Origin of the sequence: Winogradskyella luteola (genome assembly GCF_019203985.1) — a bacterium.
In the GTDB taxonomy this organism is placed as follows: Bacteria; Bacteroidota; Bacteroidia; order Flavobacteriales; family Flavobacteriaceae; genus Winogradskyella; species Winogradskyella luteola.
In genome coordinates this window covers 239,253-253,093 of the sequence record NZ_JAGSPD010000005.1, presented here as the reverse complement: position 1 = coordinate 253,093, position 13,841 = coordinate 239,253, and the positions used below count along the sequence as shown (strand labels likewise).

Here is a 13,841-nt window from a genome sequence, read left to right as displayed (position 1 = left end):
TCTGCTATACAAAATTATACTCTGGGTTATGCTGTGCCATTTCATTTCTAAGCTTTGGTGTTACTACATATACGGCTATGTAAATTAGCATTCCAATTAGTACAGCACAAATAGAAAATATAACGGACAAACTTACAGGCCACACTTGTTTATTTTGATAAAAGACCTGAAAATAAATGGCAAAATTCATGACATGTACCAAACCACCTAGTTGAGAAATCGTATTATCAAACAGCCACTTTTTCCCGGTCTGTTTTTTTAGTCGCCTAGAACGTTTAAATTCTTTAATCCAAAAGTACCAAGGAAATCCAAACAAAACGGTTAGTGTTGGTATAACCACCCAGTTGGTATGGTATTGCATAGAAAAAGATAAAGCCGTATAGTATGCCCAAATTAAAAACAGTGTTAAAATAATCTTTGGTAGTTTGAAAAAGCCTTTAAAGTTCTTCCATATTAAACGCCAATATGTTTTGTTCAGCGCTTTCGTTCTTTCTTCAACAACATCGCCAAAACCCATAACACCAAATTTTTTGAATTCTGTTTTGAGGGCATCCTCAAAAGAAGTATTTGGGTTCTCTTGCCATTGTGTTTCAATACCGTTAGCTAAATGATCAACAAGTTCTGTTTGTACATCGTACCATTCCACATAATGCTTTTGGGTAAAGTTGTATAACTTTTCTATTTGAGAATCCGTTAATTTCATGCGTTTACAAGCCTATATTCTTCTCTATTTTCTATAAATATTTGTTTATATGTGTTAAGGGCATGCCGTACAAAAGGAAATAAGCAAACAAAAAATACGGTCAAGTAAACGTATGGCTTTTGGGGTACACTATCATAATATGAATTAAAAACACCCATTAAAAGATAAGACAATGCCATATACAAACTACTTATATTGACTGCCATCTGCATTTTAAGAGATTTTCTGTTAGATCTATCAAAAACACCAAAAAATATCTTAAAAATCTCTGGTAAAAAGCAGGCTATGAGTGCGATTATTAATGCGGTTTTCGGATTAAATCTATGTACTACAAAAACTATTCCTATAATTATTGAAAACTCTAATAAGAATCGCAACGACATTAAAAACTTAGGGTACGTTTTCCAAAAACGCTTTCTATGTTGCTTAGCCATATTTTTTTGCGCTTTTAAAGTGAGTTTTTTTAAACCCTTATTATCAATATATAAAGCTTTTTCAAAATCTAAATGGTAAGTATACCCGTTGTGAATTCGGTTCCCAAATCCATGATGAATCTCTAGCAAAGCCTCGTTGAAAGAAACTCCTTCATTGTTAATCTTATCCTCTACAGCAGAGACCGTATGATCCAACAATTCTAGTCGCACATCCCAATATTTTACCCCATTTTTTATAAGGTAATTATCAATGAATTTTATTTCTGCTTTAGTGAGTTTCATTTTAACGTCGAATGTTGCTAAACTGCTAGTTTATCCTGTAGGTTTCTGTATTTTTTAGTGGTTTCTAGATAAATCTTAATTCCCGAATAGATGAATAACACATTAAAAATCGTGGTAAAAAATATAATACTTTGCCTTACGTTTTCTGTAACCTCAAAGACTCCATCTGGTCTAGGTAATTGGTACAACAGATTGGACATTAGCATAGAAAAGATGATATAAAAATATCCGTATAATAAATATCCTGATTTTTTAAATTTTATAGACATGTAAGCATAGTGAATTGTAAAATAGAGAATTGGCAACCCAAATAACATAAGGCTAATAATACTAAATACTTTACTCGAAAAATTCTGAAATAATAAGTAGTATGCAAACACAAAAAAGCCTACAACTATTAAAGTTTTAATATTGGTAAAAAGACCCACAAAATTTGAAACGTATTTTTTACGGACTGTTTTATTGATTGACCTTAGTCGTCTCTGTTCAAAAGATTTTAAATCGTTTTTCCAGCCCAACCTGTCCAAAACGTGCATGAAAAGTGTATGAAAATCATAACTTCCATTTTTGCTTTCCATTTCGCAAGCGATATGATCCGTCATTTCTAACCTTATATCCCAGTAGCCAATACCCTTGTCTTTAAGGTATCTGTCTATGGTTTGAATATCATTTTCTGAAAGTTTCATGATTAAGCTAAATCTTTAAATTTAATTTTATAATGTTTAACTTGATTGATAGTTACGAAAATCATCGCTAAAAGTATCGATAATGCTAGGCTTACCAAGCCAATTATGATATAATCAAACTTTTTTACAAACTCTAAATGAGAAATATTCCAACAGAAGTGAAATAACTGAAATGACATCGCAAATAAAAATCCCAATCTCTCAATGGAGGAAAAACGAGCCAATTTAAAATATTTTAACGCTATAAAATAAGAGATGCCAAAAAGTGTAAAGCTTAATATTGGCAATAAACCAAACCATGTTTTTACACCACTAATCTCTGACGCGACGTTTAAATATTTAAAAAGAGCTATCAATCCGAAGAATACCAAAATACATGGCCATTTTACCAGTTCTTTTAAAATAAGCTTTATTAACTTACTATCTGCTGATTTAATAAACTGCTTATTATTATCAAGTAACCTAGATTTATGCTCTACCATATAATCCTTAAATATAAAGTAGAAATCACGTGTATCACCTGCTTCTATCTTTTCCTCAATGCCTGACGCTACATGATCCACCATTTCCGATCTAATATCTAAATGAGTCACATCCGAATTCTCCAAATAATTATCTATAAACTGTATCTGCTCCTTATTCAACCTTACCATAAATTAAGCAAATTTAGGCTTTACTAAAGCCTGCATAGTTTTAATATATTCAGCAAGTTCATTGAGTTTATTGACAGTTTCTTTAGTGCCTGTTTCAGTAAGTTTGTAATATTTACGCAATCGGTTATCAACTTTTGCCACCTCAACATCCAAAAGGCCTTCTGCTTCTAATTTATGAAGCGCAGGATATAACGCTCCTTCTGTGATATTAAGTTCGCCTTTAGTCAACGCTTTTACTTTTTGGGTAATCTCATAGCCATACATTTTATCATTCTCGTTAAGCAACTTTAGAATGATCGTATTTAAACTTCCTTTATATAATTTTGAATTACTCATTGATTTTGACTTAGCAATGCAAATTTATACATAATTTTCTTATGCATAATAATCTTAGGTATATTTTAACAGACTTAAATTTCATCATTTTTATGAAAACTTTGGCTTCGACTTCACTTCGCCATCATAAAATTCTGCTGTTATTCGTTATCTTTGCGCAAAATTAAAACTACAATGTCTCAATTTCATAATCTTAGCATAAAATCCATAGAAAACGTAACCGACAAATCTGTTGCAATTACTTTTAACATTCCCGAAAATCTTAAAGATGATTTCAATTTTGAAGCTGGTCAGTACATCACCTTAAAAAGTACCATTAATGGCGAAGAGGTTAGAAGAGATTATTCTATTTGCTCTTCTAAAAATAGTGGTGAAGTTACCATAGCTGTAAAAGCTGTTGAAGGTGGTACATTTTCCGTTTATGCAAACAAGCAATTAAAAGCCGGAGACACCATTGAAGTTGCTGAACCTAATGGCCGTTTTATACTTGAAACTAATGAAGTAAAGACCAGAACCATTGCTGCTTTTGCTGCTGGCAGTGGAATAACACCCGTTTTGAGTATTGCCAAAACACTGCTCGAAGAGGAGCCTTTTAGCAACTTTATCTTAATTTATGGTAATAAGTCCGTAGATGATACCATGTTTTTTAATGACTTAATGGAGCTAAAGAATACATATGGTAACCGTATCCATGTGCATTTTATATACAGTCAAGCAAATGAAGAAGGTGCCTTATTCGGCCGAATTGAAAAAAGTACAGTTAACCTCATCGTAAAAAACAAATACAAGGATGTAACTATTGAAAAATTTTATCTCTGTGGTCCTGAGCAAATGATTTATACCGTTAAAGATGTTCTCATTGAAAACAACGTAAAAGAAAAAAATATCTTATTCGAATTGTTTACCGCTCCTGTAGAAGCAAAAAATGATTCAGATGTTGATGTCCCCAATGGAAGCTCAAAAATCAAAGTGCTTGTTGATGAGGAAGAATTTGAATTCACTATGTCTCAAGAAGACTCTCTCCTAGAAGCAGCTTTAAAACAAGATATTGATGCTCCATACTCTTGCCAAGGCGGAATTTGCAGTAGCTGTATTGCTAGATTAACTGAAGGTGAGGCCAAAATGAGACAAAACAATATACTTACAGATAATGAAGTTGCGGAAGGTTTGGTGCTGACTTGCCAAGCACACCCTACTACAGCATCAGTTGTTGTGGATTATGATGATGTGTAAAAATGTTCACTTCGTTTTTGAAAGCCCACAGATCTCTTTAATTTTTGTTACAACCGCATCAACGGAAATGCTACCTGCGGCATTTTCATAACCTTCAGGAAACTTATTTCCGTAAACCGAAGTTGGTATTAGTGGATATTGCTTTCTGTCCGCTACAAGAGCATAGTCCTTAGGTTGATTGAAAGGTGCAAAGCCAGCATAAGGATGTGTAGCTCCCCATATTGTAATCACTTTTATGCCGAACATAGCCGCTAAATGTCCATTACCAGAATCCATAGACAGCATAACATCTAGATTAGAAATTAAAGCTAATTCTTCGTCTAAATTCAATTTTCCAGCCACGGAACGGACGTTTTTATATTTAGCTTCAAACTGGTCTAAAGTTTTTATTTCCTCTTTTCCTCCACCAAACAAGATGATGTTGTAATCTTTAGATAATTCAGTTATAACATCTTCCATTTGATGTAATGGATACATTTTACTTTTATGAGCTGCAAAAGGCGCAACACCTATAGTTTTATGCTCTTTATTAGAAATAAAAGCGTTTAGTTTTGAAGTTAAATCAACTTTCTTGGGGAATGATGGATTAGACAGATCAATAGGATAACCCAGATTATTAAACACGTCAGCATAACGCTGATGCGTAGTTTTTAATTGTTGAAATCGTTTACCAGAAACTAAAGCCTTTTTTTCTGCTCTACCTTTATCGATCTGTATAACGTTCTTTCCTGTAAAAAAGAATTTTAAGATTTTACTTCGTAAAACGTTGTGCAAATCTGCTACAGCATCAAACCGTTTGGCTTTTAGCTCATTTGAAAGCTTATAAAGCCCATAAACACCTTTGTGTTTTCCTTTTAAATCCGCAGAATAAACCTCAACGTTCTCTAAATCTTTAAAAAAGGGGTTAAAAAAAAACTTGGTGACTACTGTGATTTTTAACTCAGGATATTGTTCAGTCAGCGCTCTTAACACAGGTACCGTCATAGCTACGTCTCCCATCGCTGAGAATCTTATGACGAGTATGTGTTTTGGGTTTGGCATTCGTTTCAGTAAATGAGATCCTGAAACAAGTTCAGGGAGACAAATTACTTTTGTCCTCTTAGAACCGGGTTAAGCTCATCGTCATTGTACATTTTCATTTGCTTATAGACTTTCATGTACTTGTCTCCATTGGCAATATCGTTCAATAAGTCATCAATAGCTGTGCTTAAATCGTTGCGTTGCTCTAACAAAATATTCAACTTCTTTTGGCAAGCAGCTTTGTGAGCATCAGATGCATCGTCTCTAATCGTTTCGAGATGCATGTGGTAGATTTTTAAAGCTAAAATTGATAGTCTATCTATAGCCCAAGCTGGACTTTCAGAATTAATTTTTGCATTGGGTTTTACCTCAACATCTTTGTATTTATCTAAAAAATAGCTATCGATATATTCAACCGTATCTGTTCGGTCTTGGTTAGATGCATCAATCATACGCTTTAATTTTAATGCCGCAATAGGTTCTATATTTGGATCTCTAATAATATCCTCATAAGCCCATTGAACGGTATCAATCCAGCATTTTCTATACAGTAAATGTGCTATTAAATCTTCACTTTTATCATATTTGTTTGTGAAAGATTGATCAACCGTATTCAAAACTTTGTATGTTTTTATAACCTCTTGGAATATAGCGTTTGCCTTATCTGAAAACATATTAATTCGATTTTAGAATATGCAAATATACTTTGAATTATTAACTTAGCCATTCAACAAACAGTCCTAATATGCATATTCATAACCTCTCCGAAACACCATCTATACTAAATACATTTATTGCTGAAATAAGGGATAAAACAATTCAAAAAGACAGCATGCGTTTTCGCCGTAATATTGAACGTATTGGTGAAATTCTAGGTCTAGAACTGAGCAAGTCGCTTCATTTTGAACCCCATGATATCGAGACTCCACTAGGGGTTTCCAAAACGGAATTACATAAAAACGATATTGTACTCTGTTCAATTTTAAGAGCCGGTGTGCCACTTCACAGTGGTTTGCTCAATTATTTTGATGCTGCAGAAAACGCATTTATTTCAGCTTACAGACAACATAAGCACAATCCTGAGAGTTTTGAAATTGTTGTTGAATATTTAGCTTGCCCTAGTTTAGAAAATAAAACTCTGATTTTAGCAGATCCGATGTTAGCCACGGGGCAATCTATGGTTGCAACGTTTGAAGCCCTAAAGCCCTTTGGTACTCCAAAAGAAATACATTTGGTCAGTGTTATTGGTGCACAAAAAGGCGTGGATTATGTTGCAAAAGCGTTTAATGCCGACACTAACCTTTGGATTGCAGCTGTAGACAATACTCTAAATGACAAAGGTTATATTATTCCTGGATTGGGTGATGCCGGCGATTTGGCATTTGGTAACAAACTACAACAGTAGGCTTAGTATTGGTGTAATAATTAAGAGCGTTACAAAAACCTCCTTAAACCATCTTTCAGAAATCACTTCGATATAATTTGCCATAATTATTGAAAACGGAGCAAATAAAAATATAAACTCGCTTCCGTTTTTTACAGGGGCAATTATACCTACCAAAACAGCAATGATTGAAGCCCAAGCAATAAGAAAATAAGAAGGTCTCAGTCTTTTGTTTTTATCTGGCAAAGTCTTAAAGAAGTAAATCAGTATCCAAATGAAAGAGGTGAACAAAATAGTAAATTTCAGAATAAGTGCCCTACTATTGTATGGTGTATAATCTAAGCTTGCAAAGCGCTCAAAATCTGATGGTCTAACAAAAACATTATGAAGAATAACATTATGTACCAATAGCAAAACAATCAGGGTTGCTACTCCCACAATTGGTATGATGGCGTTTTTAATATCATTTTGCGAATGATAAATTAGAGCCACAATGACCAAAGCAAAAAACAGTATCGACCAAAAATAAAATAGTGTTGCCAGCATAATCCAAAAACCTGCATCGAACAGTTTTTTCTTAATATGCAGATGAGATTGTAGACTTATTAAACGGCGTAAAGCAAATAGAACAAATAAATTTGCAAATAGAAAATCTGAATACTTCAATGCTTCAGGAAACATCCCAAACAGCAAACCAAAAGTCATTATGGCATAGCTGTTCTTTTTGGTAAGGTTATTTTTTGAGATAATAAAATCTAGAAGAAAGACTAAAAAAACCGCAATAACTAGCTTAAGAATGGCTTTTAAAGTCTCGTCTAGCTCATTAAAAAGCACACTAAAGTTTGAGATTACAAAAAGTAAAATAATAAAAACCACCACAATAATGAAGTTTATAGGTTTGGATTTACTAAAAATGCTTGTAATCATTAACTGTTTTTGTATTTTTGCAACTAGATTAGCTTTTGTGAAAATTAAAGCAATTTAATTTTGATAAGCTATATTATTAAAATTGATAAAATTCAAATCTCGCTTAGCGAGTAAAGTTATGAAAGATTTCTTTTACGCCATACAAGATTTATTTGTAGATGTTTTATTTGCACCATTTGATGCTTTAAGAGCTTTAGAATTAGAAAGCTGGTTTGGAGCCAACTTTATATCATGGATCTTTATGCTTATAGGCTTGGTTGCTTTTGTATATTGGATGATGCAATTAGCAAAATACAACGCTAATAATGAAGAAGATAAGAGTGTTACTTCACATTCTTACCTATAAATCAAAACCAATATCCTTACGATAGTACATCTTATCAAAATGTAGATTTTCTATACTTTGGTAAGATTTTTTTATGGCTTCTTGATGCGTATTACCATAAGAGGTTATTGCCATTACTCGCCCACCAGAAGTTATAACCTTTCCGTCTTGTTTTTTTGCGCCAGCATGAAATACGATAGAATCCTCTATGTTTTCAATACCTGAGATTTCTTTTCCTTTTTCATAAGCTTCAGGATAACCGCCAGATACTAACATTATGGTTGTTGCCGCACGTTCATCAATCTCAATATTAATTTGGGACAATGTTTGATTTCCCATAGCTTGAAAAATTTCAACCAAATCCGTTTTTAACCTTGGTAAAACAACTTCAGTTTCTGGGTCTCCCATTCTTACATTGTACTCAATGACTTTTGGGTCGTCTCCAACTTTTATCAAACCAATAAAAATAAAACCTATATACGGTAAATTGTCCTTTTTTAAACCTTCAACCGTAGGCTTTACAATTCGATTTTCAATTTTATCAAGGAAATCTTTTGTTGCAAAAGGAACTGGTGAAACCGCTCCCATTCCTCCAGTGTTTAAGCCTGTATCTCCTTCTCCAATTCTTTTGTAATCCTTTGCCGTTGGTAAGACTTTGTAATCTTTGCCATCTGTTAAAACAAAGCAGCTTAATTCTATACCATCCAAAAATTCTTCAATGACCACTTTGGTGCTGGCTGCTCCAAATTTAGCATCTACCAACATGTGCTTTAATTCTGTTTTAGCGTCGTTTAAATCATTTAAGATCAAAACTCCTTTTCCTGCGGCCAGTCCGTCCGCTTTTAAAACATAAGGCGGATTTAGCGTTTCTAAAAACTTATAGCCTTCCTCAACATTATCTTTTGTGAAACTCTCATAAGCAGCTGTGGGAATGTTATGCCGCATCATAAATTTTTTAGCAAATTCTTTGCTTCCTTCTAATTCTGCCGCTGCCATTTGAGGACCAATTACTTTTACGTGTTTTATAGCTTCATCTTGTAAAAAGAAATCGTGAATACCTTGCACTAAAGGGTCTTCTGGGCCAACAACAACTAGAGCAATATGATTTTGAATAACTGCTTTTTTTATCGCTTCAAAATCAGTTACAGAAATATTTAGGTTAGTTGCTATAGCTTCAGTCCCTGAGTTTCCAGGTGCAACAAATAGTTGTTTACAAAGGTTGCTTTGTGCAATTTTCCATGCAAATGTGTGTTCTCTTCCGCCAGAGCCAAGTACTAAAATATTCATGCTTAAATTTTCTTTAGGCAAAAATAATTGGTTTTAAGTCGAAAAAACAATTATTTTACAGAAACCTTAAACAGGGGAAAATACCTTGAGATTATTTGATTTTTCTTTAAAAATAAATGGCTTTGATATCGACGAAGCTAAATCGATTTTATCAAAAATTCAGGCTCTAGAGAATGCTGAGTTTAATAGTTATGTAGATACCAAGAAAAAGGAAATCATTGCCTTTCATTTACAGCATAATTCATTTTACGAATCTTTTGGAAAAACCGCTAATTTTAATGATTGGAGTTCTGTACCAATAATGACCAAACGCCATTTACAGCAACCATTAGATCAAAGGTTAAGTGATGCTTATAGTTCTAAAAACGTTTATGTAAATAAAACCTCTGGCAGCTCGGGAGATCCTTTTATTTTTGCAAAGGATAAAAAATGTCATGCGCTGACTTGGGCTGTAATTATGAACCGTTTCTCTTGGTTTAATATTGATTTTAATGTTTCAAAACAGGCGCGTTTTTATGGCATTCCCTTAGATAAAAAAGGTCATTTCAAAGAACGATTAAAGGATTGGTTTAGCAATCGCTATCGGTTCTCAGTTTTTGATTTGAGCGATACAGCTTTTGAAAATGCTTTAGAAAAGTTTAAAACATCGCGTTTTGAATATATTAATGGCTATACAAGTTCAATTGTACAATTTGCTAAGTATCTAAAAAGGAACAACATAGTCTTGAAAAATATATGTTCGAGTCTTGGGGTTTGCATTGTAACATCCGAAATGTTATTTGATGATGATAAATCTATGTTGGAAACACAATTTGGCGTACCTGTAATTAACGAGTATGGAGCTTCAGAATTAGATTTGATTGCTTTTCAAAACAAAAACAATGAATGGCAGTTAAATAGTGAGACACTTTATATCGAGATTTTAGATAAAAACGATAATGTATTGCCATATGGCGAAGAAGGGAGAGTTGTAATAACCTCATTGTACAATAAGGCTCATCCGTTTATTAGATATGATATTGGTGATATTGGAATTCTATCTGAGAAAAGTACTGTAAGGAAGCCTATTTTAAAAAAGCTGATCGGCAGAACTAATGATGTGGCCATTTTACCTAGTGGAAAGAAAGCAGCTGGTCTTACATTTTATTATATTACCAAAAGCGTGATTGAAGACAATGGTAATGTCTCCGAGTTTATAATAGAGCAAACAGCATTAGACCATTTTATAATAAAATATGTAAGTCGAGAAACACTTTCGTCCAATAAAAAAGAACGCATTGTAAAAGCGATGAAACGCTATTTAGAACCCGGTATTACTATTAGTTTTGATCGTGTTAACAGGTTGAATCGTTTAAAATCTGGAAAGTTAAAGCAATTCACCTCTCACATCAATTAGTGTAATGAAAGAGTTAATGATTATTACGAGTTATTTTCCTCCCGAGATTGGCGCGGCGTCTAATCGTATATATCATTTAGCAAATGGGTTGAAGCAAGATTATAAAGTGCGTGTGGTCACTCCACTTCCAAATTATCCTACTGGTAAAATTTTTTCAGAATATAGAGGTAAAATCAAATCTAAATCTATTGAAAACGAAATAGAGATTAATAGGATTTGGTTGTATGCCAGTAAATCTAAAAATAAGTTTTTACGCTTATTTGCTATGCTATCTTACAGCGTGAGTTTAATGTGGTTTTTTATTTGGAATAAAATTCCAAACAAAGTTATTGTACAGTCACCACCATTACTTGTTGCTTTTACCTGTGTGCTTTTTTTAAGGTCAAAGAAACGAAAATTGGTTTTAAATGTAAGCGACTTATGGCCAAGTGCAGGTTTTGAGCTAGGTGCTTTAAAAAAGAATTTTAGCTATAAGGTTTTGAAAAAGTTAGAGCATTTTAATTACAAAAATGCAGATTTAATATTAGGGCAAAGTAATGAGATATTGACTCACATTAAAAAAATCACCGTTCAACCCGAACTGTTTCTTTATCGCAACTATCCTGATATTATGGTTGCTGATTTGACTGAAAATGATTCTAAGGGAGAAAAGCTTAAAATAGTTTATGCTGGTCTTTTGGGAGTGGCTCAAGGCGTTTTAAAATTATGTCAAAACTTGACTTATGAAGGGATTGAGCTGCATATGTATGGTTCTGGTGCAGAAGAACACGAAATAGAATCTTTTATTAATACTAATAATGAGCTACCCATCTGCTTCTATGGGAGAGTAGACAGGGAAAAACTGCATGATGAATTGCAAAAGTATGATGTTGCCATAATTCCATTATTAAATAGGATCTATGGGTCTGTTCCTTCAAAAATATTCGAATATGCAAAATTAGGATTACCAATGTTATATTTTGGCGGTGGAGAGGGAGAAACAATTATACAAAATCATAATTTCGGATGGGTAGCAGAAGCCGGAAACTATGGCCACTTAAATTCAATTATTAAATCTATTAATAAAACAGAGCTGAATATTGAGTTTAAGAGAGAAATACAAACAAAGGCCTACGAGAATTTTGACTATCTAGCTCAGATGAATAGACTTAGGGAAAGGCTTTAATATGCCTTGTCTTCACCTCTTACAGCATTTACAAATGTTTGAGCTATGATTTTTATATCTAAGAGTAATGACCAGTTTTCTATATAGAAAATATCGTATTTAACACGCCCAATAATATCCTTATCAGACTCAACTTCGCCTCTAAATCCGCTTACTTGTGCCAAACCTGTAATTCCTGGCTTCACAAAATGTCTTACCATAAATTTGTCTATTTTCTTGGCATACATATTTGTATGGCTCACCATATGTGGTCTAGGCCCCACAACAGACATATCGCCGAACAATACATTGAAGAATTGAGGTAATTCGTCTATACTGGTTTTTCTTATAAATCTACCCACCTTAGTAACGCGCTGATCACCTCTCGTGGCTTGATACAAATTGGCATCTTCATTAGGTGTCATTGAGCGAAACTTATAACAATCAAACTCCCTATAGTTAAAGCCATTTCTAGATTGTTTAAAAAATACTGGGCCTTTAGATTCTAGCTTAATGAATATGGCAATTAGTGGTGTGAGCCAAGATAGAATAAATACTATAATTATACTGGAGAACAAAATATCAAATCCACGTTTTATAATTGTGTTAGCAGAATCTTCTAGGGGAATGGTTCTTAAGGTAAGTATTGGTATGTAATCGTAGTACTCATAACGAAGTCTCTTGGAATATATCTCCTTACTGTCTGGTATAAACTTTAGGATTTTTAAATTGTTATCTGCAAAATCAACAATGTCTGCTATTTGAGAGTTTGTAAGTTCTGAAATTGAACAGTAGATTTCATCTATTTTTTCATCTAAAATAAAGTCAAAACATTCGCTTAAGGACAGGTTTTTATTCTTAAAATTATACGTTTTTTGGTGCAAGTAGCCATACTCAGGGTTTTTATTAAAGAAGTTTTCTAGTGCAAGCGTTTTTTTGTTTAATCCAAAAATCACAGTTGATCTATAATTACCACCAAAAGAAACCCTATATTTCTGCAAGAGGTAATAAATAGCAAATTTGAAAATTATAATTAACGAAAAACAAAATAATGTGTATTTGACTATGGGCCTTGGATATATTTTTAAATCGTGATATAAGCCCGAAAAAGCAAATACGAATAATAGGAATAAAATCAACTGTTTTACCACTAACGATAATATATTTACAGGTCTTGTATACCTGTAAACCTCATAAAATTTAGAATAAATAGAAAGAAGAACCCAGCCCACTGAAATAAACGCTGAAAAAATAAATGGTTCTTTACCCCCTAACAAATAAAGAATAGCTATAGCATTAATTATACTTAAATCTATTAAGTATGAAATAGGCCTTAAGTATCCTGAATATCTTCCGTATTTAAATAAACTCAAATTATTAATTTATGTTTGAATCTAAAATTAATCTTTATGTTATACCTAACAAAATTGATAAAAATATAAAAAGATACCGAATTAGATAATCTGCCCTTTTTTACAATAGTAAAATCTAAGCCTCTAAAAAAACTAAAGTTTTAATCTGTTTAGTAATCTTTTTTGCAAGCTTTTTCTTGATTCCAAATTAGCTCTGTTTTGTCCATCTTCACTTGAGTTGAAAATATAAGTACTTGTTTCTTTATTATACTCTACAAGTTCATTTTGTTTAAAATAAAGATAAAGCATATCTCGTTCAATAAACATTTGCCTGTCTTTATTTTCAAGTAAAAGACTTAAAACTGTGAAGTCTATATTTTCTAAACTTTCTGTAACATAAACTCTAAAACTTAAAGGCTCATCATCTAAACAAAACTCAACGAATTGAACCTCTTCTGAGGCCATGACCTTTGATGTTACATTTAAAGGTTTTGAATTTTCAGCTGAATATTGAATAGTGATAGCTCCCCTTTGTTGTGTTTTTAATTCAAATCTTATTCTAAACCTATGCAAATCATCTATACAGTTATTGTTAATACATGAAATTTGTATTAATGCTACGAAAAATATTAAAATAAAATGAGGATGAATTTTCATCTGATTAAGGTAGGCCTTTTTT

General features: G+C 32.8%; 16 protein-coding genes. 5 read left to right on the top strand and 11 right to left on the bottom strand.

What is annotated here, in order from left to right:
* Window positions 1-4: 4 nt before the first annotated feature.
* From KCG49_RS08305 to KCG49_RS08285, 5 genes are read right to left on the bottom strand one after another with little or no spacing between them, the layout of a single operon-like run.
* Complete coding sequence (locus KCG49_RS08305; RefSeq protein WP_218545754.1) at window positions 5-703, bottom strand: hypothetical protein; 699 nt, start codon at window positions 701-703, stop codon at window positions 5-7.
* Window positions 700-1,419 carry a hypothetical protein gene (locus KCG49_RS08300; RefSeq protein ID WP_218545753.1) on the bottom strand — a complete coding sequence of 240 codons (720 nt, stop codon included), beginning with the start codon at window positions 1,417-1,419 and terminating at the stop codon, window positions 700-702. Before KCG49_RS08300 ends, KCG49_RS08305 begins: the two co-directional genes overlap by 4 nt.
* 17 nt (window positions 1,420-1,436) lie before the next feature.
* Entirely contained in the window at window positions 1,437-2,105 is a 669-nt protein-coding gene (locus KCG49_RS08295) for a hypothetical protein (protein ID WP_218545752.1), read from the bottom strand.
* 2 nt (window positions 2,106-2,107) lie between these two features.
* On the bottom strand, window positions 2,108-2,758 hold the full coding sequence (locus tag KCG49_RS08290) for a hypothetical protein (protein ID WP_218545751.1): 651 nt from the start codon (window positions 2,756-2,758) through the stop codon (window positions 2,108-2,110).
* A 3-nt stretch (window positions 2,759-2,761) separates the two neighbouring features.
* The gene (locus KCG49_RS08285; protein ID WP_218545750.1) at window positions 2,762-3,094 is read right to left on the bottom strand and encodes a PadR family transcriptional regulator; all 333 of its coding nucleotides are present in this window, start codon (window positions 3,092-3,094) and stop codon (window positions 2,762-2,764) included.
* Window positions 3,095-3,268: 174 nt separating this feature from the next.
* Here KCG49_RS08285 and KCG49_RS08280 point away from each other — a divergent pair, with 174 nt between their 5' ends.
* Window positions 3,269-4,327, top strand: a complete 1,059-nt coding sequence (locus tag KCG49_RS08280) for a ferredoxin--NADP reductase (RefSeq protein WP_218545749.1) — start codon at window positions 3,269-3,271, stop codon at window positions 4,325-4,327.
* A gap of 6 nt (window positions 4,328-4,333) precedes the next feature.
* On the opposite strand, the gene KCG49_RS08275 is transcribed toward KCG49_RS08280, so the two are convergent.
* Together KCG49_RS08275 and KCG49_RS08270 are read right to left on the bottom strand one after the other, a co-directional pair.
* The gene (locus tag KCG49_RS08275; RefSeq protein ID WP_256259921.1) at window positions 4,334-5,368 is read right to left on the bottom strand and encodes a glycosyltransferase family 9 protein; all 1,035 of its coding nucleotides are present in this window, start codon (window positions 5,366-5,368) and stop codon (window positions 4,334-4,336) included.
* Window positions 5,369-5,412: 44 nt separating this feature from the next.
* On the bottom strand, window positions 5,413-6,021 hold the full coding sequence (locus KCG49_RS08270) for a DUF4254 domain-containing protein (protein WP_218545748.1): 609 nt from the start codon (window positions 6,019-6,021) through the stop codon (window positions 5,413-5,415).
* Between the two features lie 71 nt (window positions 6,022-6,092).
* Here KCG49_RS08270 and upp point away from each other — a divergent pair, with 71 nt between their 5' ends.
* Window positions 6,093-6,752, top strand: a complete 660-nt coding sequence (upp, locus tag KCG49_RS08265) for a uracil phosphoribosyltransferase (RefSeq protein ID WP_218545747.1) — start codon at window positions 6,093-6,095, stop codon at window positions 6,750-6,752.
* Here upp and KCG49_RS08260 read toward each other — a convergent pair.
* The gene (locus tag KCG49_RS08260; RefSeq protein ID WP_218545746.1) at window positions 6,741-7,658 is read right to left on the bottom strand and encodes a DUF6427 family protein; all 918 of its coding nucleotides are present in this window, start codon (window positions 7,656-7,658) and stop codon (window positions 6,741-6,743) included. The two genes, upp and KCG49_RS08260, sit on opposite strands and share 12 nt — an antisense overlap.
* Window positions 7,659-7,776: 118 nt before the next feature.
* On the opposite strand from KCG49_RS08260, the gene KCG49_RS08255 reads away from it, so the two are divergent.
* The gene (locus KCG49_RS08255; protein WP_218545745.1) at window positions 7,777-8,004 is read left to right on the top strand and encodes a DUF6341 family protein; all 228 of its coding nucleotides are present in this window, start codon (window positions 7,777-7,779) and stop codon (window positions 8,002-8,004) included.
* Here the strand turns inward: KCG49_RS08255 and purD are convergent.
* Window positions 7,999-9,270, bottom strand: a complete 1,272-nt coding sequence (gene purD / locus KCG49_RS08250) for a phosphoribosylamine--glycine ligase (protein WP_218545743.1) — start codon at window positions 9,268-9,270, stop codon at window positions 7,999-8,001. The two genes, KCG49_RS08255 and purD, sit on opposite strands and share 6 nt — an antisense overlap.
* A gap of 85 nt (window positions 9,271-9,355) precedes the next feature.
* On the opposite strand from purD, the gene KCG49_RS08245 reads away from it, so the two are divergent.
* Together KCG49_RS08245 and KCG49_RS08240 are read left to right on the top strand one after the other, a co-directional pair.
* On the top strand, window positions 9,356-10,666 hold the full coding sequence (locus tag KCG49_RS08245; RefSeq protein WP_218545742.1) for a phenylacetate--CoA ligase family protein: 1,311 nt from the start codon (window positions 9,356-9,358) through the stop codon (window positions 10,664-10,666).
* A gap of 4 nt (window positions 10,667-10,670) precedes the next feature.
* Complete coding sequence (locus tag KCG49_RS08240; RefSeq protein ID WP_218545741.1) at window positions 10,671-11,831, top strand: glycosyltransferase family 4 protein; 1,161 nt, start codon at window positions 10,671-10,673, stop codon at window positions 11,829-11,831.
* On the opposite strand, the gene KCG49_RS08235 is transcribed toward KCG49_RS08240, so the two are convergent.
* The gene (locus tag KCG49_RS08235) at window positions 11,828-13,183 is read right to left on the bottom strand and encodes an undecaprenyl-phosphate glucose phosphotransferase (RefSeq protein WP_218545740.1); all 1,356 of its coding nucleotides are present in this window, start codon (window positions 13,181-13,183) and stop codon (window positions 11,828-11,830) included. The genes KCG49_RS08240 and KCG49_RS08235 overlap by 4 nt on opposite strands.
* A gap of 132 nt (window positions 13,184-13,315) precedes the next feature.
* The gene (locus tag KCG49_RS08230) at window positions 13,316-13,819 is read right to left on the bottom strand and encodes a hypothetical protein (RefSeq protein ID WP_218545739.1); all 504 of its coding nucleotides are present in this window, start codon (window positions 13,817-13,819) and stop codon (window positions 13,316-13,318) included.
* Window positions 13,820-13,841 lie beyond the last annotated feature (22 nt).

Bases quoted from the DNA above. Each gene is read 5' to 3' on its own strand.
- KCG49_RS08260 (WP_218545746.1), bottom strand. From the start codon at position 7,658: ATGATTACAAGCATTTTTAGTAAATCCAAACCTATAAACTTCATTATT.
- KCG49_RS08255 (WP_218545745.1), top strand. From the start codon at position 7,777: ATGAAAGATTTCTTTTACGCCATACAAGATTTATTTGTAGATGTTTTA.
- KCG49_RS08285 (WP_218545750.1), bottom strand. From the start codon at position 3,094: ATGAGTAATTCAAAATTATATAAAGGAAGTTTAAATACGATCATTCTA.
- KCG49_RS08295 (WP_218545752.1), bottom strand. From the start codon at position 2,105: ATGAAACTTTCAGAAAATGATATTCAAACCATAGACAGATACCTTAAA.
- KCG49_RS08240 (WP_218545741.1), top strand. From the start codon at position 10,671: ATGAAAGAGTTAATGATTATTACGAGTTATTTTCCTCCCGAGATTGGC.
- KCG49_RS08305 (WP_218545754.1), bottom strand. From the start codon at position 703: ATGAAATTAACGGATTCTCAAATAGAAAAGTTATACAACTTTACCCAA.
- KCG49_RS08300 (WP_218545753.1), bottom strand. From the start codon at position 1,419: ATGAAACTCACTAAAGCAGAAATAAAATTCATTGATAATTACCTTATA.
- purD (WP_218545743.1), bottom strand. From the start codon at position 9,270: ATGAATATTTTAGTACTTGGCTCTGGCGGAAGAGAACACACATTTGCA.
- KCG49_RS08230 (WP_218545739.1), bottom strand. From the start codon at position 13,819: ATGAAAATTCATCCTCATTTTATTTTAATATTTTTCGTAGCATTAATA.
- KCG49_RS08280 (WP_218545749.1), top strand. From the start codon at position 3,269: ATGTCTCAATTTCATAATCTTAGCATAAAATCCATAGAAAACGTAACC.
- upp (WP_218545747.1), top strand. From the start codon at position 6,093: ATGCATATTCATAACCTCTCCGAAACACCATCTATACTAAATACATTT.
- KCG49_RS08275 (WP_256259921.1), bottom strand. From the start codon at position 5,368: ATGCCAAACCCAAAACACATACTCGTCATAAGATTCTCAGCGATGGGA.
- KCG49_RS08290 (WP_218545751.1), bottom strand. From the start codon at position 2,758: ATGGTAAGGTTGAATAAGGAGCAGATACAGTTTATAGATAATTATTTG.
- KCG49_RS08270 (WP_218545748.1), bottom strand. From the start codon at position 6,021: ATGTTTTCAGATAAGGCAAACGCTATATTCCAAGAGGTTATAAAAACA.